Origin of the sequence: Gillisia sp. CAL575, from assembly GCF_000403785.1 — a bacterium.
Taxonomy (GTDB): Bacteria; Bacteroidota; Bacteroidia; order Flavobacteriales; family Flavobacteriaceae; genus Gillisia.
Map to the genome: position 1 here is coordinate 153,219 of NZ_APHJ01000018.1, position 19,035 is coordinate 172,253.

The following is a 19,035-nucleotide window of genomic DNA, read 5'->3' on the forward strand; positions in this document are numbered from 1 at the left end:
AAAATTCGATCGATATATGTTGACAGGGAAAAATTATGTTGGATATGATCTATCTGCGGAAAGCAATTCCATATTTGAATCTATCAATCCAGAAACCGAAAAGAAAAACAATAAATTTCATAATGCTACAGAAGGTGAAATAAACAAGGCTGTGGAAAAGGCGAAAAATGCTTTTCTGGAATATTCGGCAAAAACTGCAGAAGAAAGAGCGGGATTTCTGGATACGATCGCTGAAGAAATTTTGGGCTTAGGGGAAGAATTGATTTCTACATACTGCCAGGAAAGTGGTTATCCGGAAGGAAGGGCAAATGGAGAAAGAGGAAGAACCGTAGGACAACTGAAAGCTTTTGCTACGTATATTAGAACAGAGAATTGGAAAGACAGTTTTGAAGATAAGGCAGATCCTAACAGGTCTCCATTGCCCAAACCTGGAATACTCCGTACCAGCATTCCAATTGGTCCGGTAGCGGTTTTTGGGGCTAGTAATTTCCCTTTGGCATTTTCTACGGCAGGAGGTGATACAGCAAGTGCATTGGCAGCGGGTAGTCCGGTGGTGGTGAAGGCTCATCCTTCTCATCCCGGGACCGGAGAATTAGTTGCTTCTGCTATAATTAATGCAGCAAAAAAGACAGGAATGCCCGAAGGAGTGTTTTCACACTTAAATGGCAATACCAACGAAGTTGGAACTTTACTGGTAACTCATCCCGGAATTAAGGGTGTTGGTTTTACCGGAAGTTTAAAAGCAGGCCGTGCATTATATGACCTGGCAGCAAAAAGAGAAGAACCTATCCCCGTATTTGCTGAAATGGGTAGTGTGAATCCTGTGGTTGTTAGTTCGTCGACACTTCAAAAAAGAGGTAAGGAGGTTGCACATCAACTTGCCGGATCTTTTAACCTTGGGGCAGGACAATTTTGCACGAGTCCGGGAATTATTTTCACTGTAGGAAGCGAAGGACTTTCAGAGTTTGAAAAAGAACTGGTTGGTTCAAGTTCCCAAATTAATGCTCAATGCATGCTCAATAAAGGAATTAAGCAAGCTTTTGAAAAAGGTAAAAAAACTGTTAGTTGTAGCCCTTATATCACCGTTCTTAGCGAATCTAATGAGGAGGAAGGAAATCGTGTTACCGGTTCTATCGTAAAAGTGAGTTCTAAAAATTTCATTGAAAATGATAAGCTTCAGGAAGAAGTCTTTGGACCATTTACAATGCTTGTTACTTGTGATAATATTAAAGAATTAAATAAAACCATAGATAACTTAAAAGGACAACTTACGGCTAGCCTTATTGCAGAGAAGGAAGAATTTAAGGATTTAAAAACTACAATTCAGTTACTTCAGCATAAAGCAGGAAGAATAATTTTCAATGCTATGCCAACGGGAGTTGAGGTTTCAGCAGCAATGACGCACGGTGGACCTTATCCTGCATCCACAGATAGCAGGTTTACATCTGTAGGTATTCCGGCGATCAAAAGATGGCTAAGACCGGTAAGTTTTCAGGATTTTCCACAAGAATTACTTCCATAATGTTACTTATAAATGAATGCGAATGATCGATCAAAATTTTGAATGTATTGATGCTCATACCTGTGGCAATCCGGTTAGGTTGATCAAAACCGGGCTCCCTGCATTGAAAGGAGCTAATATGAGTGAAAAGCGCCAGCATTTTATTAAAGAATACGACTGGATTCGAAAAGGTTTGATGTTTGAGCCTAAAGGACATGATATGATGAGTGGTAGTATGATCTATCCACCTCATGACCCTGAAAATGATTTTGCCATTCTTTTTATTGAAACCAGTGGCTGCCTTCCTATGTGTGGTCATGGTACTATAGGAACCATAACCATTGCTATTGAAGAAGACTTAATAAAACCAAAAACTCCGGGAAAGATTAGAATGGAAGCTCCGGCGGGATTGGTGAAGATTGAATACCAACAAAAGGATAATAAAGTAGAGTGGGTAAAGCTCACAAATGTAAAGAGTTATTTAGCTGCGAAAGATCTAAGCATCGATTGTCCAGGGCTTGGTGAATTAAAATTTGACGTGGCATATGGTGGAAATTATTACGCTATAGTAGATCCCCAGGAAAATTATAAAGGTTTGCAGGATTTTACAGCTTCAGAAATTGTACATTTTAGCCAATACCTAAGACAGAAAATAATTGAAAAATATCCAGATCAGTTTATCCATCCGGAAGATGAAACAATTAGGAATATTAGTCATATGCTTTGGACCGGAGAACCTATAGATCCTAAATCCAGTGGAAGAAATGCGGTGTTTTATGGCGATAAAGCTATAGATCGTTCTCCATGCGGAACCGGAACTTCTGCGAGAATGGCACAGCTTTACAGTCGTGGAAAACTAAAGCTGGGGGAAGATTTTATCCATGAAAGTTTTATAGGTTCTAAATTTATTGGAAGGATCGAGAATGAAACGACCATTGGAATGTATCCTGCTATTATTCCAAGTATTCAGGGATGGGCCAAAGTTTTTGGACGTAATACCATCACAATAGATGAAGATGACCCATATGCATTTGGGTTTCAGGTAATTTAAAAAATGAATAAAGATTATGGGTAAAAAATGCCTTATCATTGGAGGGGGAATAATCGGACTTAATATCGCCTATTATCTCTTAAAGGAGGGTCATGAAGTGACAGTAATAGATAAGGGTGACCTTACTTCCGGAGCGAGTTATATTAATGCGGGTTATATTACACCTAGTCATTTTATTCCGCTTAGTTCACCTGGTATCATCACCAAAGGTTTGAAATGGATGTTAAATAGTAACAGTCCGTTTTATGTAAAACCTAGGCTAAATTCAGATTTTTTAAACTGGGCTTGGAATTTTAAAAAATCGGCGAACCAAACTAAGGTTGATAAGGCGATTCCCGCCATTAAGAATATTAACCTCTTTAGCAGAGATTTATATCAATCTATGCAAGGATCTGCCGATTTTGATTTTGAATTCGACAGGAAGGGAATTTTAATGTGTTATAAGTTGGAAGAAACTGGGCATGAGGAAGGAAAGGTGGCTGAGATCGCATTAAAGGAAGGGCTTAATGTTAAACACCTAAGTAGGGAAGAACTTAAATCAATCGAGCCAAATGTAGATTTTGACGTTATGGGCGCTTACTTTTATGACACCGATGCGCATATGACCCCAGATGATTTTATGAGGGACATGATAGCTTTTTTGAAAAAGAAAGGAGTGAAATTTATTGTGAGTGAAGAGGTTGAAGATTTCAAAATAATCAATGGTAGAATAGAGGTAGTTAAAACAAAAACAAGAGAAATCCTGGTAGAAGAAGTTATTCTTGCAGCGGGAACCTGGACATCGAAACTTGCCAAAAAATTAGCGATCCCTATACCATTGGAAGCAGGTAAAGGTTATAGCTTTAATGTGAAAAAGGAAACCGGAATTAGTATTCCTGCTGTTTTAGTGGAAGCCAGAGTAGCCGTAACTCCTATGAATGGATTTACCCGCTTTGCCGGCACCATGGAATTATCGGGCATTAATGAATGTATATCCAAAAAACGTGTAGAAGCCATAGTTAATGCTGCCGAAAGTTATTATAAAGATCTTAAGATCGATATTGAAGTAATTAATAATGCGAAATCTGGATTACGTCCATGCTCCCCCGATGGCCTGCCATATATTGGACGAAGTAATACTGTGAAAAATCTGGTTTTTGCCACAGGTCATGCAATGATGGGCTGGAGTTTGGGACCTGCAACAGGCAAGCTTGTTTCTGAAATAATTTCAGAAACAAAATTATCATTGGATATTAATCCTTTTAGTCCGGATCGAAAATTTTAAAATAACACTATGAATAAAAATGGAATTGGCGGAAGCTCTGTAGAGAAGGAATTACAGAAATTAAAACCTTTGCACGGTGCTCCTGAACCTATTGTAGAAAATGAATTTAAAGGCAGGTTACAGAAGCTATGTGGGCTTATGAAGCAGGAATCTGTAGAAATGATTTACATCAATGCAGGCCCAAATCTTTATTATTTTACAGGAACTAAGTGGTCACCATCAGAACGTTTGGTAGGTGCCATTCTCTTTCCTGACGAAACTTTAATTTATGTGGTTCCGGAATTTGAGATAGGAACTGTTCTGGAATATATGGGGATACAGGGGGAAATTCTTCCATGGAAGGAACATGAAAATGTATTCCAGGTTATTTCAGATAAAATAGCAATTAAGAAAGATTTTAAGCTGGCGATAGATGATACAGCCGCTTTTAGAATAAGTTCTGGTTTTACTCAATTCCTAAAAAACGCCAAACAAGTTTCAGCTGAGCATCTATTCATGCAATGCAGAATGTATAAATCTTCAGTCGAGATCGAGAATATTCAATATGCAATGAATATAACCATGGAGGTTCAAAAAGCTACGGCCCGTATTATGAGAGTTGGTATTTCTTCCGCAGAAGTAGTAACTTTTATAGATAAAGCTCATCGAATAATGGGCGCGGACAAAGGTTCTTATTTTTGTATTGTTCTTTTTGGCAAGGATACCAGCTTTCCCCATGGAGTGAAAAATCCAAAAAATCTGGAAGATGGAGATATCATTTTGGTGGATACCGGTTGTGAATTTAACGGGTACATTTCAGATATTACACGCTGCTATTTCCTAGGGACACCAACTAAAAAACAGCAAAATATCTGGGAGATAGAACGAGATGCTCAATTTGCAGCATTTTCAGCAATACAAGAAAATAAAGCTTGTGGGATGATCGATGATGAAACCCGGAAATTGTTAGAGAAAAACGATCTTGGACCTGGCTACCAATTACCCGGTCTGCCGCATAGAGTGGGGCATGGGATTGGCATAGAGATTCATGAGCATCCATTTATAGTAAAAGATAATCCTATTAAGCTTAAAGCGGGAATGTGTTTTAGTATCGAGCCAATGATATGTGTTAAAGATGAATTTGGCGTTCGCCTAGAGGACCACGTTTATCTTGGAGAAGATGGACCAGTTTGGTTTACAGAGCCGGCAATGGATATTGAAGATCCTTTTGGATATAGCAAATAATACTATTTAGAATGAAGCCTATCTTCTTTAAAATACCTAAGACTGAAAATAAGGCCATACGTGTCCAGGAAGAAACGGGGAGGCATTTTTATGGAAAACTGCATTACCATCCGGAATTTCAAATCACCCTTATAGAAAGAGGTTCCGGTTTGTTTTATGGAGGGACAAATGCTGTACAATTTGAAGAAGGAGATTTATATTTTATCGGGCAGGATATTCCCCATTTAATTAAAAGTTCAGAAAAATACTATGGAGTTGATTCTCCCGGAGTTAAAGGGCTGTCAATCTTTTTTAGTTATAACAGCTTTGGGAAATCTTTTTTTGAGATACCGGAATTAACAGAGATTAGAAACTTATTGCTAGATGCAAACCGGGTAATTAAAGTGAATGCAAATTTAAAATCTAACGTTAAACAGCTGATGTTAGAAATGCGGTCTGCAAAAAATGAATTAAGGGTGATTCAATTGTTGAAAATATTGAGTCAGCTAATTAATGAAAAGTATGTATTTCTAAACTCCACAGAAATTTCTCCGGTTTTAAATGAAAAGGGTTTCGAACGTCTGAATAAGGTTATTAATTATACTCTTATAAATTACGCTTTACCCATTACCATTGAGAATATTGCAGAAAAGGCAAGTTTAAGTAAATCGCAATTTAGCCGTTATTTTAAGGAAAGAACTGGCAAGACCTATGTGCAGTTTTTAAATGAAGTGAGAATTGAAAATGCCTGTTCCTTATTGATAAAAGAAGAATTAACTATTGAAAAAATAGGCTATGACGTGGGTTTCCAAAACATGTCTAATTTCAATCGGCAATTTAAAAATATAAAAAAGTTGAGCCCTTCCCACTATAGATCCAAATTGCTTTTTTAATGTATCAAAAAGATTTTCCAGTTCAGTGCTATACTCCTTAAAAAAATAATATTTATATCAATTCCTTTAACTTGCTTGCAGCTTGTTCAGCAGTAATATCGCGTTGCGGTGAACCAAACATTTCATAACCTACCATAAATTTCTTTACAGTGGCACTTCTTAGTAATGGAGGATAAAAACTCATGTGCCAATGCCAATGTTCATTAGGCATATTATTGGTTGGGGCTTGATGAATTCCACTGGAATAGGGGAATGAACACTCAAACAAGAGATCGTAAGCTTTGGTGATCTTAGAAATAGCATCTGCAAAGGCCAGACTCTCTTCCCTCGAAATTTCAGTAATGTTGGTGTACTTTGTCTTGGGAACTATCATAGTTTCAAAAGGCCACACCGCCCAAAATGGGGTTAGCACAACAAAATTATCATTCTGATAGATAATACGTTCATCTGCTTCTAATTCTTGTTTAAGATAATCTCCTAATAAACTGCTATGGTTTTTGCTATAATAGATTAGTTGATGTTGGTCTTTTTTATCTACCTCATTGGGAAGTGTGGATTGACTCCATATCTGCCCATGTGGGTGTGGATTGCTACAGCCCATTACAGCTCCTTTATTCTCAAAAATCTGGACGTAGTTAATCATTTCATTAGATCCTAAATCTATATATTCTTTTTGCCAAGTTTTCACTACTTTGTCAATGTCTTCCACATCCATATCAGCTAGACTCTTTGAGTGATCTGGACTAAAACATATCACTTTACAAATCCCTTGTTCACTTTCAGCTTTAAATAAGCCTTCAGATATATTAAATTTTGGCGAAGTGGTTTGTAAAGCAGCAAAATCGTTAGTAAATACAAAAATATCTTCGTATTCAGAATTTTGCTCACCATTTACTCTAATATTGCCGGCACATAAGAAGCAACTCGGATCGTGTTTTGGTTGTTGATCATTAGAAATAGCTTCATTCTGTCCTTGCCATGGTCTTTTTGCTCTATGAGGAGAAACCAAAACCCATTCTCCCGTCAGTATGTTTAATCGCTTATGTGAATAGTCTTGTAAATTTGTATTCATTTCTTATGTTTTATTGATTTTTATTAATCAATTAATTGTGTTCCATCAGATAACTTTACACTATAGAAAGAACAATCTTTTTCAAACACTGCTCTAAATTTTTTTAAAACATCCTTTTTGAAGTTTTTAAACTCATCTTTAAGTATTAAATTAATTGTGCAACCACCAAAACCTCCACCCATCATTCTCGCGCCAAGTAAATGTGGATTTTCCTTAGCTCTTTCTACCAGAAAGTCCAATTCGGCACAACTAACTTGGTAGTTGTTACTTAAGCCTTCATGAGATTGGTATAACAAATCCCCTAATACCATGAGATCATTTTTTTTAATCGCTTTGGAAAATAACTTGACTCGATTGTTTTCATTTATTATATATAAGGCTTTTTGAAAGTCTTCTTCACAAATGTCATTTTTGATAGCCTCTAAATCATCTTTAGTAGCATCTCTCAATGCATCTATTTGTAAGAGGTTAGACACTTTTTCACATACTTTGCGCCTGTCATTATAAGCACTTTCCGATAAATCGTGCTTTACATTGGTGTTGATTAGCATCAATTTATATTTCTTGAAATCTATTTTATATGGTGTGGATTCGATGGTCCTGCAATCTAAAAGAAGTGCACTATTTTTAACACCAAACATACTAGCGTATTGATCCATGATTCCACATTTAACTCCGGCATAATTGTGTTCCGCATTTTGTGAAATTTTGATCATTTCATATTTGGAGAGTTCTAGATCGAACAATTCATTTAAACCAAATACGAAGCTGTTTTCTAATGCAGCAGAAGACGACAAGCCAGCACCACCAGGGATATTACCAGCAAAAACACTGTTGAAGCCACCAACAGGTTTGCCTAGCAATTTTAATTCGGCCACAACTCCCAGAATATAATTTCTCCATCCACCATTTTCTATTGGCTCGATTTTTACTGTGTCAAACTTGTATAGTTCTTCCTTATTTAAGGCATAAACGCTGCTTGTTTGTGAGCCATTCTTACTTATAGCAAGTACAATACCTTTATTAATGGCAGCAGGAAATGCAAAACCATAATTATAATCGGTATGCTCCCCAATGAGGTTGATTCTACCTGGTGAAAATACGATAAGAGGTTTGGTTTTAAATTGTTCTTTAAAACTTTTCTTTACTTCTTTAATTAATTTTTTATTCATAATAATTACGCAAAATATATATATACACCAATTACAGTAACACAGATAGCAATACCAACTTGTTTAGTATATTTCCAAGGAGTAATATCTACCTGTTTAGTATATTCTAGAATGTAAGGTTCTTCTCTTGGTTTAAATTTTCCAATAATTAGCATTATCGCTATGTTAAGTAAAAATAGAATTGCCATAATATCTAAGAAATGAGGATAGGCTTGTGCTTTTGTAAGGGCCAATGTAGCTTGGTCAGTAATCCCTGCGGCCTGAGCTTCTTCGAGTGCTTTATTTATGAAAAAAGGTTGAAGTATAAATTGACTAAGAATATATAATAAACATCCAGAAATCAATCCTATTTTAGCTGCAATTGCAGGAACACGTTTTGTAGTGTATCCTATTACTATAATTGTTAATATAGGAATACTGTAAATACCATTAATTTCTTGTAGATATGCATATAAACTTCCTGCATTGGCAATTAATGGCGCAATAAACATAGCGGCAATAGCCAATATAACACCAAAAGTTTTACCATATTTTACAACCTTTTTTTCACTTGCATCTTTGTTGATATGCTGTTTATACACATCCATACCGAACAGTGTAACGGAGCTGTTCAGGACACTATTAAAAGAACTTAAAATAGCACCAAATAACACGGCAGCAAAAAAACCAATCCAAGCACTCGGTAAAACTTTTTTTACTAGCATAGGATAAGCGCTATCTGCGCTTTCTAAGTTTCCCTCAAATATATGATAGGCGATAATACCGGGTAAAACAACAATTATTGGGCCTAATATCTTAATAAATGATGCTAATAATAAGCCTTTTTGCCCTTCCTTTAAATCTTTTGCTCCAAGCGCTCTTTGAATAATTTGCTGGTTAGTTCCCCAATAAAATAACTGGACTAACATCATTCCTGTAAAAATGGTATAAAAAGGCACAGGGTCGGTTGGCCCACCCATAGATTTAAACTTGTCGGGATTTGTGGTGGTTAAAGTATTGAGACCGTCTAGAATATTTCCGTCTCCAATCATCATTAGTCCAAAAATTGGTATTAAAATACCACCAACCAATAAGCCTATAGCATTAATAGAATCTGATACTGCTACTGCTTTTAATCCTCCGAAAATCGCATATATTGAACCAATAATTCCAATTCCCCAAACACAAATCCAGATGGACTGGGTATGAGTAACACCTAAAAGTTCAGGCACATCGAACATGCCACTAATGGCTATAGATCCAGAGTATAAAATCACTGGAAGTAAGACAACGACATAACCAGAGAGGAACAAAACAGATGTCAATGTTTTTGTTGTAATATCAAAACGTTTAGCTAAAAAACCCGGAATTGTTGTTAGACCGCCTTTTAAATATCGTGGTAATAGAAACATTGCAGTAACTACCATGGCAAGAGCAGCTAATGTTTCCCAAACCATTACAGATAGTCCACTTGTATATGCAGAGCCATTTAACCCCACAATCTGTTCAGTAGATAAGTTTGTAAGCAGTATAGAACCTGCAATTACACCAGCAGTTAAACTGCGACCACCCAGAAAGTAACCATCTGAAGATGACTCCTCAGTACTTCTCGTTTTTAAATAGGATATTATAGCTACTAAAGCTGTAAACCCAATGAATATTAAGAATTGCATAGTTTAATGTTTAGTTGTTAGTTATTGATGAATCTTCAATGGAAATAGTCCATGCTACTTTATAGGTCGCATTCGGATTCAAGGTTAGAAGCCCTGTTTTATTATTAAAACTATCTGCAGCACCTGTCATAGGCTCTATGGCTATAGTATTAGATAAACTCGGAACAAAGAGTTGTAAATAATTTTCATTAGATGTTGATTCTATTTTTAATTGATATTCTGGAGTAAACAATTCAACTTGATTATCTTCAAGCTGATATCCAGTATCAAGCGTCTTTCCTTTAAGATTAAATGGCATAGTCTCATTAAAAGCAGTTTTATAGATTGGAATTTGCTGATTATCTACGCGAAACACTGTATTACTAATAAAATAAAGACTGCTATTGTTTAAATCTTTAGTTCCAAAATAAGGGTGCCAACCTAAAGTAAAAGGAAACGGATTTTCATCTTTGTTTATAATTTTTATAGCAAGGCAAATTCTATTTATACTTAATTTATAAGTGAGTTCCATCCTATATTTAAAAGGAAATCCTGAAGACTTTCCTTCGTCTTTATAACTTAGTGTCACAGAACCGAAACCTTCATTTAAAGAATGATCCACACATTCAAACATTTTATTATAAACAAGTCCATGCAGAGCATTGTCTTTTCCCTTCTCATTACAGTCTAGTTTATAATTTAAATTATTAAATTCATATTCGCCATTTTTAATCCTATTTGCAAAAGGGAAGAGTATTGCTGAAGCATAGTTATCTTTATAGGTGGATGGATGCATGTTAGCGAGAATGCTATAACCATTAAGCTCTAGTTTATCTAATCGACCGCCTTGGTTAAGGCATAGCCTTGCTTTCGAATTACTATCAGCACTTTCTAACACAATGTATTCTAAATCTTCTACATGTACGTTTACTAATTTGTACATATTTTATAATGAGGTTCTTATTATTAAACTACTAGGATTTTCAACTTGCGTAAATTCATTATTTAAGATCATCTTAGCTAATCGATTTCCCATAAGATTAAAATCAGTGGAAATTGTAGTAATACCATCAGCTACGATTTCTTTCAGCAACGTATCATTATAAGAAATGATACCAATATCTTTTGCTATAGTTAAATTACCCTCTTTTGTTTTTTTAATAACCTTGATTAAATTTTTATCATCTAGAATAAGATAGATTTCCCCTTTGACTAATTCTCTATTCTCTATTGCATCTATCACTTCATTTTGAATATGGTTAGCAGTGCAAAACAATTTGAAACCTTCAAGAATTCCTTTGGGCTGATTTTTTTCAGAAAATAATAGGATGATTTTTTGATAATTTTTTATAAGAGATAACCCGTCTTCAAGTCCTTGGTGAATATCTTTTCTAAAATTCTGATAAACTGAAGGATATTTGAGTAATTCTGGGTGCGTTTGGTCTAGGATGTAAACTTTATCCTTTGGCAACCTACTAAGAAGTTTTTCGGTTCCTTTAATATTTGCTGGCATAATAACATAATGACTGTAATCTCCAGCATTATCATGAATCAATTTACTAAACACATCATAATTAAAATGATGAAAAAAGATTTCTACCTGTACATTTACTCCCATACCAGTTGCAAAGGAGTTGTATAGATCTTCTTTAAAGGAATTTAATTCATCAAAAAGTAGAAATACTTTTTGGATTATATCTATATCTTCACTCATTACATAATATCCTTTTCCTACGATAGAATGGATTATTCCTCTTGCCTTTAATTCATTAAAAGCCATAAGCACAGTGTCTCTTGAGAGCGAATGCTTGTTTTTTATGCTATTAAGGGAAGGTAATTTATCTCCCTTTTTTAAATCACCACTTAGTATAGATTCTTCAACGGAAGCTATAATTTGTTTGTACTTAGGAGTACCGGATGATTCTTTAATCGTTACAATTCCCATAAAACAAATGTATAATAAAATTCATTAAAAACAACTGGTAGGTACTAGTAGTATATGTTTGCTGACTTATAATTTTGCACTTTGGTTAGTGAATAATACAAAATGAACATATATGAAAATTAAAATAACAGTTAAAGGCGGATGTGGATAAATAGGATCTCATACCGTTATTGAACTAATAGAGAATGATTTTGATGTTATCATTTTGGACGATTTATCAAATTCTACAGAGAAGCATAGAATTAATTCATAAGATTACAGTCGTGACGCCTGCCTTTGTAAATATTGATTTAAAATGTGAGATAGAAACTAATAAGGTTTTTGCATTGCACAAAGCTGCCAAAAGGCGTTAATCATTTTGCAGCATATAAAGCAGTAGGGGAGTCGACTCTAGAGCCACACAAATATTACAAAAACAATATTTATTCTCTTTTAAATTCTTTGAAAGAACAAAGTAATAACGAGATAAATAATTTTATTTTCTCTTCTAAGCAACAGTTTACTAAACTCCAGAAGTATTGCCTATTACTGAAAATAATGAACCTCAACATCCATTTTCTCCTTACGGTAATACTAAAAAAATTGCCGAGGAGATTTTGGATAATTTCACAAAATCGAATAATTTCTTTTCTTCAATTTCTCTTAGATATTTTAATCCTATTAATGCTCATCCATCAGAGGAATTACTAAAAGGTATTCCTAATAATCTTATGCCTTATATTACACTAACGGCTGCAGGAGTCAGAGAGAAATTGATGGTATATGGTAATGATTATCCAACAAAAGATGGCACCGCAATAAGAGATTTTATTCATTTTGTTGATTTGGCCAAAGTACATGTAATTGCAGTTAAACGATTACCTAAAAAGAACAAGAAAAACCACTAGAGTTTTTCAATTTGGGTACTTATTGTTGGAAACTCGGTGCTAGATGTATTCAATTCTTTTGAATAAGTAACAAACTCGAAACTCAATCATGAGATTACAGATAGGAGAGATGGTGATGTTCCACAATTATATGCTTCTAGATCTTGCTAAAGAAAAATTAGGATGGACAGCAGAAAGAGAACTTAATGATATGATTAGATCCTCTTGGAAATGGGAACAAAATTTAAGAAATGAATCTAAAAATGGATTATAATACAATCAACAACTACATAATCTGAAATGTCCAAGGTATTGAATTTATCAATTTCGACAGTGTCAAAATCGCTTTCTGATAGTTTAGAAATAACTTGTCTTACAAAAAACGAGGTCAGAAGTTTGCTAAAGCATGTAATTATATGCCAAATAGTATTGCTGCAGGTTTTAAGGAGGCTAACCCAGTACTATAGGACTTGTCATTCCAAATATTATGAATCCCTTTTAAGCTAATGTCATGTCCAGTATTGAAAACCATTTAGATGAAAAGGGCTATAAATTGATTACTTCTTTATCTAATGAATCTATAGATAAATACACAAAAAGTCTTAAAAAAATGGGTTTAGGTTATATTGATGGTCTTATAATTTGCCCATCTAAAGCAGCGGAACTTAAAAATGAATATACTCATATAGAGTCGTTATTAAAAAAAGGTACTCCTGTTGTTGTTTTTGATAGAATATGTGAAGGAAAAGAATGTGATAAAGTGATAATTGATGATTATGAAACCTCATTTAAGAATACGGAGTTACTCGTAAAGCAAAAGAATTGCAAGAACGTTATAATGATCTACTTAATTGATAGTTTGCATCATTGAAAGCTTAGAGCTATGGGGTTTAGGGATGCAGCTATAATGCATAATGTTAAATCTGATTATTTAGTTGCAGATAGTATAGATGAATTAAGAAGAAAGCTAGCTTACAGAGAATACCACCTCTACCAGACTACCGTAATCTTCCCTCAATGTTGTACTATAATTTTCTATACTGTCGTTAGTAAATTCTATTTTTTCTTTTTTGGTTTGATAACCTAACAATCTAACTGTTACTGTATAAGTTCCTTTGGGAATATTTTTCAAAGTATATTATCCGTCCAAATCTGTTGTGTTTTTTTTTACAATTCCTGTAGATTAATATTGGCTGAAGCACGAGGTTCATTTAATTCATTTTTAATTTCCCCCGTTGATTCAGATTTAGAAATTCCACTCAGGCTAAGAAGCAGTAAAGCTGATAAAGTATATATTTCATTATTTAATTGGATTGATAAAATTCAAAAAGAAACAGGAACTGCAATAATCTGAATAAGATTCATTTCAGATTATTTCTATACTTTTCACTGTTACCTTTTTTGATGCTTATACATTTTCAGGATTTAGAATTAGGGAGGACTTATAAAAAGGGAACGCAGGGATCGGCTTTATGCAGTCTGGACTAACTTCTAAATCTTGGTATTTTGCATTACAAAAAAGGTAAAGACAGTGGAGGTCGGGGAGTGGGTTTAAATAAACATGGGAAGTATTAAAGGAATTTGAAGAGGAAAAAAGAATATTAAATGGAATTCCGTACTGGCGCACTTAATCTAAAAATTACTAGTTGTAATGAAGTGTCTCGATTTTTTATCGGGGAAGCGAAATGGAAATGTGTGATTTTTGGATTATGTCCAAGACTTTTTGTAGTGAAGCTCTTTTCCCAGAATGGAGCTTTACGCGGAAAGTAGGGGAATGTGCTGAACGGCTTATGAAACGGATTATCCCCTTGAAGTAGGATTTAGCGGACTAGACTTCAAATTGAATATAAGAAAGGGGTTTGGCCACTTCCCGACTTTTTGCGGGAATAGAAGGGCTTAGTGGAATGGAAATTATATTTCAGAGACCAATAAGCAAACAACAAAGCCGAAAAATTCTCGTTCCTTCGCCAAGCTAGTTGCCTTACGAACCAAAATTGTTACACTTAGATTTTCATTTAATATAATTTAAAGAATTAATTCTTTACTTTTAATTGGATTAACATGCGTAATTAAAAATATATACTTAAGAAAATTCCTTATTGAGATTAATTTATTTCTTCTTGGAATTTAGCTCTTAATGTATTCATGTCATCACTCACTTTTTTTTCTATGACTCTGGCATAAATTTGAGTGGTAGCCATTTTAGTATGCCCAAGGAGTTTAGATACAGTTTCTATTGGAACACCATTAGAAAGAGTAATAGTAGTGGCAAAAGTATGCCTTGCAACATGAGATGTGAGGTTTTTATCTATTTCGCACAACTGACTTATTTCCTTTAGGTAGGTATTCATTTTTTGATTAGATAATTTTGGAAGTAGTTTGCCATTAAGCTCGAATTCTAAATTTTCATATTTTTTTACTATCTCTAAAGCTTTTTGAAGCAAAGGAATTTTTATATGAGTAGAAGTTTTTTTTCTTTTAGTATAGATCCATAGGTTTTGATCCTGTCCTTTTACGATATTCCGTTTAGATAATTGCATAATATCTCCATAAGAAATTCCAGTATAGCTGATAAAAATAAAAAGATCCTTAGTGAGATTAAGTCTTTCTAAAGGACTAGAAAATTCCTCAATCTTTTTAAGTTCTTCTTTGGACAAAAAGTCTCTATCTGTTTTAATCAGTTTAGTTTTGAATTTTACAAATGGATCCCTATCTAACCATTCTATATGAAATGCCATGGTAACCATTTTTCTTAGCCTTTGAATATGTTTCATTATGGTATTGTTACCTATGGAAGACTGTGGATGTCTAGGCTTATATGATCTAAGGAAATTTTCAAATCCAATTATAAATCCGTAATTGAGATCTCTTAAAATATAATCATCAGACTTGTATTGTTTTTTTACATACTCTAAAATATACTTTTGGCTGGTCTTATAATGCCTTTGAGTATCATAATGCAATATATGTTTAGTTTGTTCATTATGGTAATCTATAAGTTCCTTTAAGGTAGGATAATCAACATCTTCACCTAAATACCTCTCTTTTATTGCTTGGGCAGTAATAATGTTGCTTGAGGACTTTAGTTCTACATAACTTTGGAAAATTTCGTTTCTAGTAGTTTCCAAATAATGATTGATTCGTTGTGCCTGTGAGTTACTGCCTCTAACTTTTGATTTTTGGCTATCCCATTGATCACAAAGCACTTTCTCTTTGAGACTTAGGTTTACTCTTTTACCATTTACTGTAATTCTTACAAATAAATCAGCAAGATTTTCTTTAGCTCGAGAGCTATTGATCCAAAATAGAATTGAAAATGTGAATTTCGCTTTCATAATTTATGTTTTTTAATTAAACACTATTGTTCAAGACGAAAATCAAACCTTAATAAAAATAAACATTAACAACTCGGTTAACAAATTAAACTTGAATTAGTTGTTGACCGATTTGTGAACCGATTTGTTTGATATCAAATGATATCAATAAACACCATAAAAAATTAAAACCCTGAAAATCAAATGATTAACAGGGTTTTAATTTCTAAAAAATCATAAAAAGTGATCGCGCCAGGAACACAACGGCGCAAAACAACACTTTTAACAAGACCTTTGTTTTAGTACAAAGTTATACCTAAATGCAAATATATTAGATTATTAAAGTAAATATAATGTTTTATCTAGTTTTATTTAGTTTGTTATAATTTGTCATTTACCGTACAGATACCGTACAATAATATTATATTTGTATTGTATCTAACTTACTGCAATGGCAACAATTAACTTTCTTTACAGATCCACAAAAGATAAAGCAGATTTAAACCTAAGATTATTATTCAGGCTAAGTGATAAAGATTTTGTTCTTGGATCTAAAACTAAGTTAGAAGTTTCAAAAGAATATTGGAGTAAACAGCACAACCAAAAAAGGCCTAAAGAGATTTCTATCGCAAATAAACAGTTAGAGATAAACCAGGAATTACTTAAAATTGAAAATCACATACTAAGTGCTTTTAATTCTGAAGATGCCTTAAATGTATCTAAGGAATGGTTAAATCTTCAAATGGATCTTTATTACAATCCTAAGGCAAAAGACAAGGCAATCCCTAAATCATTAGTTGAGTACATAGATTTTTATATTACCTACAGAAAGCATGAATTAAAAGATAATTCTATTAAAAGATGCAACGTAATTAAAAATAAGTTGATGAGGTTTCAAGAATACAGAAACAAATTAATCTTAATTAAAGAGGTAAATGATAAATTTAAAAATGATTTCGTTGATTATCTAAAGTCTGAAAACTACGCACAAAATACTATTCAGAGAGATGTGGTATTTATTAAGACCTTTTGTAAACATGCCAGATTTTTAGGACTTGAAACACACCCACAATTAGATACATTAAAGGTTGATAAACAGAAAGTTCCTAAGACCTATTTAAGCTTCAATGAGCTAGCTTTAATTGAGAAAGCTAATAGCTTACCAGATCATTTAGATAATGCGAGAGATTGGCTATTAATATCATGTTACGTCGGGCAACGGGTTTCAGATTTTATGCGATTTACTAAAGAAATGATAAGGGTAGAAGAGGGAAAGCATTTAATAGAGTTTACACAAAAGAAAACAGGTAAACTTATGACAGTTCCACTACATGAGAAAGTAATTGAGATACTCAATAAAAGGAATGGAGAATTTCCAAGGGCTATTTCAGATCAAAAATATAATGATTACATAAAGGATCTATGTAAAGATGCTGAACTCTTTAATAAAGTTCATGGCAGCAAGCTTGTAGAAGTAGGGGAGGATAGCGGTAAGTTTAGAAAGGAGTTTAAAGATTATGAGAAATGGGAATTAGTATCCTCTCATATTGGTAGAAGATCCTTTGCTACTAACTTCTACGGTAAAATACCTACTACTTATTTAATCTACATTACCGGACATTCTACAGAAACTCAATTTTTACAGTACATAGGCAAAAGCAATAAGGATCTAGCAATGGAAATATCTAAATATTTTTAATTAATTAATTAATCAAAGCAAAGAAATAGTTTAATATGGATTATTTAGATATAATAGTAAATGGTTATGTAAATGAATATGAACATTTCAATAAATATCTTTTAAGAGAGCAGAAAAAAGCTGAAGCTAATCATTATGATGCTGAGGAGTTTTTTAGCAAATGTATTGCAGTAATTGAGAGATTTAAAGAAGATATTGAGGGGCAGTATAATAAAAGAAAAGGTGATATTTATTTAATGCGAACATTAAATCCGCCACTTTCAGATGAAGAGTTCATTAGTTCAATGGATGATAATAAAAGAACCAATTATTCAATAAACTTATATTGGGCAACAAAATATAGGTATACAGGGCATTTATTTTATGGACATGTATTGAACATTGAATACAAAATTAAAGAATGTCAGGAAAAGGTTTTAATAAATATACCAAAAGAGAACGATTTGACGCCAGAGATAGAGAATAAGGATATAGAAAAAATATGGTTTAAAGTAGGACTTTTATTTGCAACTGGGGAAATGGAAAAATATTATAACACCTCTCATAATGGTATGAATGAATCTTATAGTGCTCCAAAGATTGCCAAAGAATTTAATCTGCCAGAGGGAGTAAAATACATATTAGGAACATTCAATGAATACGCTAATGATAAAAACATCTTTGCCAACAAAAATAAAATAACCAAGATTAAGGAATATTGTCAAAAAAACAATATCAAAGTTATAGACAGTTTTTCAACCTAACAAAACCTCTTTCAAAAACAGTACTTAAACAGTACGGTACTCCCTAAGAGTACCAAAACTTCTCCAATACTTTAGCTGTAAGTAATCTAAAAACTTATAGTAATGACAATTATTCAACCCACACCGGAGCAAATTGTAGAATTAATTAAATCTGGACTTGAATCCCAGTTTAAAGAGGTTATAACCTTAATTAATAGTAAGAAAGCAAATGATGAACTTCTCACTAGGGAAGAAACATGTGAATTTCTTAAAATTGATAGTTCAACATTATGGAATTGGACTAAGAAAGGTAAAGTTAAAGCTTACGGAATATCCTCGCGAAGATATTATAAGAGAAGTGAGCTTTTTGAATCATTAATCCTAAAAAAATAAGGCTATGAGTACTACCAATACCCAAAGCCTAATAACTTTTCACAGAAATAAAGATAGGCAATTTAAAGTACAATTAGCAAAGGTGTATCAAGCTTTTATTGATAAACCTATGACTATGAAGGAAGTTGATGTTTATACTGGTGTAATGAGAGAAAACATTTGTAGATATGTTGATGATCTTATAGAACAGGGGCGAATTGCGATTATCAGAAAGCGAAAATGTACCGTTACAGGATATCCTTATGTAAATGAATATACAGGCAATCCTGAGTTGTTTCCAAAGTCTAATCAACTCAAAATGTTTTAGGC

Annotated in this window: 18 protein-coding genes and 1 pseudogene; 12 read left to right on the plus strand and 7 right to left on the minus strand. The window is 33.5% G+C overall.

The features are described 5' to 3' along the window. Nucleotides 1–16: 16 nt before the first annotated feature. From I130_RS01085 to I130_RS01105, 5 genes are read left to right on the plus strand one after another with little or no spacing between them, the layout of a single operon-like run. Nucleotides 17–1,522 carry an aldehyde dehydrogenase (NADP(+)) gene (locus I130_RS01085; protein WP_034917785.1) on the plus strand — a complete coding sequence of 502 codons (1,506 nt, stop codon included), beginning with the start codon at nt 17–19 and terminating at the stop codon, nt 1,520–1,522. A 22-nt stretch (nt 1,523–1,544) separates the two neighbouring features. Then, a complete protein-coding gene (locus I130_RS01090; protein WP_034917947.1) occupies nt 1,545–2,552 on the plus strand; it encodes a 4-hydroxyproline epimerase in 1,008 nt (335 codons plus the stop codon). Between the two features lie 16 nt (nt 2,553–2,568). Further along, nucleotides 2,569–3,816: an NAD(P)/FAD-dependent oxidoreductase gene (locus tag I130_RS01095; protein ID WP_034917787.1), complete on the plus strand. Its 1,248-nt coding sequence runs from the start codon at nt 2,569–2,571 to the stop codon at nt 3,814–3,816. 9 nt (nt 3,817–3,825) lie between these two features. Next, the gene (locus tag I130_RS01100) at nt 3,826–5,040 is read left to right on the plus strand and encodes a M24 family metallopeptidase (protein WP_034917790.1); all 1,215 of its coding nucleotides are present in this window, start codon (nt 3,826–3,828) and stop codon (nt 5,038–5,040) included. 11 nt (nt 5,041–5,051) lie between these two features. Next, a complete protein-coding gene (locus I130_RS01105) occupies nt 5,052–5,912 on the plus strand; it encodes an AraC family transcriptional regulator (RefSeq protein WP_034917793.1) in 861 nt (286 codons plus the stop codon). A gap of 52 nt (nt 5,913–5,964) precedes the next feature. On the opposite strand, the gene I130_RS01110 is transcribed toward I130_RS01105, so the two are convergent. Genes I130_RS01110 through I130_RS01130 form a run of 5 tightly spaced genes read right to left on the minus strand, consistent with a single transcriptional unit; the run spans nt 5,965 to nt 11,732 of the window. Next, entirely contained in the window at nt 5,965–6,984 is a 1,020-nt protein-coding gene (locus I130_RS01110) for a UDP-glucose--hexose-1-phosphate uridylyltransferase (RefSeq protein ID WP_034917796.1), read from the minus strand. A 23-nt stretch (nt 6,985–7,007) separates the two neighbouring features. Then, on the minus strand, nt 7,008–8,156 hold the full coding sequence (gene galK / locus I130_RS01115) for a galactokinase (RefSeq protein ID WP_034917799.1): 1,149 nt from the start codon (nt 8,154–8,156) through the stop codon (nt 7,008–7,010). A 5-nt stretch (nt 8,157–8,161) separates the two neighbouring features. After that, nucleotides 8,162–9,808, minus strand: a complete 1,647-nt coding sequence (locus I130_RS01120; RefSeq protein WP_034917802.1) for a solute:sodium symporter family transporter — start codon at nt 9,806–9,808, stop codon at nt 8,162–8,164. Nucleotides 9,809–9,818: 10 nt separating this feature from the next. Then, on the minus strand, nt 9,819–10,730 hold the full coding sequence (locus I130_RS01125) for an aldose 1-epimerase (RefSeq protein ID WP_034917804.1): 912 nt from the start codon (nt 10,728–10,730) through the stop codon (nt 9,819–9,821). 3 nt (nt 10,731–10,733) lie between these two features. Further along, entirely contained in the window at nt 10,734–11,732 is a 999-nt protein-coding gene (locus I130_RS01130) for a GntR family transcriptional regulator (protein ID WP_034917807.1), read from the minus strand. A gap of 151 nt (nt 11,733–11,883) precedes the next feature. Between I130_RS01130 and galE the strand changes: the two are divergent. Beyond that, nucleotides 11,884–12,872 (plus strand): annotated as a pseudogene (gene galE / locus I130_RS01135) (UDP-glucose 4-epimerase GalE). Nucleotides 12,873–13,109: 237 nt separating this feature from the next. Next, entirely contained in the window at nt 13,110–13,469 is a 360-nt protein-coding gene (locus tag I130_RS16160; RefSeq protein WP_051119577.1) for a LacI family transcriptional regulator, read from the plus strand. A 96-nt stretch (nt 13,470–13,565) separates the two neighbouring features. On the opposite strand, the gene I130_RS16400 is transcribed toward I130_RS16160, so the two are convergent. Continuing rightward, on the minus strand, nt 13,566–13,730 hold the full coding sequence (locus I130_RS16400) for a carboxypeptidase-like regulatory domain-containing protein (RefSeq protein ID WP_083932843.1): 165 nt from the start codon (nt 13,728–13,730) through the stop codon (nt 13,566–13,568). A 473-nt stretch (nt 13,731–14,203) separates the two neighbouring features. Between I130_RS16400 and I130_RS16575 the strand changes: the two genes are divergently transcribed. Beyond that, nucleotides 14,204–14,368 (plus strand): hypothetical protein, encoded by a 165-nt coding sequence (locus tag I130_RS16575; RefSeq protein ID WP_157480466.1) that lies wholly within the window; start codon nt 14,204–14,206, stop codon nt 14,366–14,368. A gap of 335 nt (nt 14,369–14,703) precedes the next feature. Here the strand turns inward: I130_RS16575 and I130_RS01145 are convergent, their stop codons facing one another. Continuing rightward, nucleotides 14,704–15,933, minus strand: a complete 1,230-nt coding sequence (locus tag I130_RS01145; RefSeq protein WP_034917809.1) for a site-specific integrase — start codon at nt 15,931–15,933, stop codon at nt 14,704–14,706. A 430-nt stretch (nt 15,934–16,363) separates the two neighbouring features. Between I130_RS01145 and I130_RS01150 the strand changes: the two genes are divergently transcribed. The 4 genes from I130_RS01150 to I130_RS01165 all read left to right on the plus strand — a co-directional run bounded on the left by I130_RS01150 (nt 16,364) and on the right by I130_RS01165 (nt 19,033). After that, nucleotides 16,364–17,611, plus strand: a complete 1,248-nt coding sequence (locus I130_RS01150; protein ID WP_034917812.1) for a phage integrase SAM-like domain-containing protein — start codon at nt 16,364–16,366, stop codon at nt 17,609–17,611. A gap of 35 nt (nt 17,612–17,646) precedes the next feature. Next, nucleotides 17,647–18,354, plus strand: coding sequence for a hypothetical protein (locus I130_RS01155; protein WP_034917815.1), 708 nt, complete (start codon nt 17,647–17,649; stop codon nt 18,352–18,354). A 102-nt stretch (nt 18,355–18,456) separates the two neighbouring features. After that, on the plus strand, nt 18,457–18,726 hold the full coding sequence (locus I130_RS01160; protein ID WP_034917817.1) for a helix-turn-helix domain-containing protein: 270 nt from the start codon (nt 18,457–18,459) through the stop codon (nt 18,724–18,726). A gap of 4 nt (nt 18,727–18,730) precedes the next feature. Then, nucleotides 18,731–19,033, plus strand: coding sequence for a hypothetical protein (locus I130_RS01165; protein ID WP_034917821.1), 303 nt, complete (start codon nt 18,731–18,733; stop codon nt 19,031–19,033). Nucleotides 19,034–19,035: the final 2 nt, after the last annotated feature.

Bases quoted from the DNA above. Each gene is read 5' to 3' on its own strand.
- I130_RS01120 (WP_034917802.1), bottom strand. From the start codon at position 9,808: ATGCAATTCTTAATATTCATTGGGTTTACAGCTTTAGTAGCTATAATA.
- I130_RS01105 (WP_034917793.1), top strand. From the start codon at position 5,052: ATGAAGCCTATCTTCTTTAAAATACCTAAGACTGAAAATAAGGCCATA.
- galK (WP_034917799.1), bottom strand. From the start codon at position 8,156: ATGAATAAAAAATTAATTAAAGAAGTAAAGAAAAGTTTTAAAGAACAA.
- I130_RS01155 (WP_034917815.1), top strand. From the start codon at position 17,647: ATGGATTATTTAGATATAATAGTAAATGGTTATGTAAATGAATATGAA.
- I130_RS01110 (WP_034917796.1), bottom strand. From the start codon at position 6,984: ATGAATACAAATTTACAAGACTATTCACATAAGCGATTAAACATACTG.
- I130_RS01095 (WP_034917787.1), top strand. From the start codon at position 2,569: ATGGGTAAAAAATGCCTTATCATTGGAGGGGGAATAATCGGACTTAAT.
- I130_RS16160 (WP_051119577.1), top strand. From the start codon at position 13,110: ATGTCCAGTATTGAAAACCATTTAGATGAAAAGGGCTATAAATTGATT.
- I130_RS01100 (WP_034917790.1), top strand. From the start codon at position 3,826: ATGAATAAAAATGGAATTGGCGGAAGCTCTGTAGAGAAGGAATTACAG.
- I130_RS16575 (WP_157480466.1), top strand. From the start codon at position 14,204: ATGGAATTCCGTACTGGCGCACTTAATCTAAAAATTACTAGTTGTAAT.
- I130_RS01165 (WP_034917821.1), top strand. From the start codon at position 18,731: ATGAGTACTACCAATACCCAAAGCCTAATAACTTTTCACAGAAATAAA.
- I130_RS01160 (WP_034917817.1), top strand. From the start codon at position 18,457: ATGACAATTATTCAACCCACACCGGAGCAAATTGTAGAATTAATTAAA.
- I130_RS01130 (WP_034917807.1), bottom strand. From the start codon at position 11,732: ATGGGAATTGTAACGATTAAAGAATCATCCGGTACTCCTAAGTACAAA.
- I130_RS01090 (WP_034917947.1), top strand. From the start codon at position 1,545: ATGATCGATCAAAATTTTGAATGTATTGATGCTCATACCTGTGGCAAT.
- I130_RS01125 (WP_034917804.1), bottom strand. From the start codon at position 10,730: ATGTACAAATTAGTAAACGTACATGTAGAAGATTTAGAATACATTGTG.
- I130_RS01085 (WP_034917785.1), top strand. From the start codon at position 17: ATGTTGACAGGGAAAAATTATGTTGGATATGATCTATCTGCGGAAAGC.
- I130_RS01150 (WP_034917812.1), top strand. From the start codon at position 16,364: ATGGCAACAATTAACTTTCTTTACAGATCCACAAAAGATAAAGCAGAT.
- I130_RS01145 (WP_034917809.1), bottom strand. From the start codon at position 15,933: ATGAAAGCGAAATTCACATTTTCAATTCTATTTTGGATCAATAGCTCT.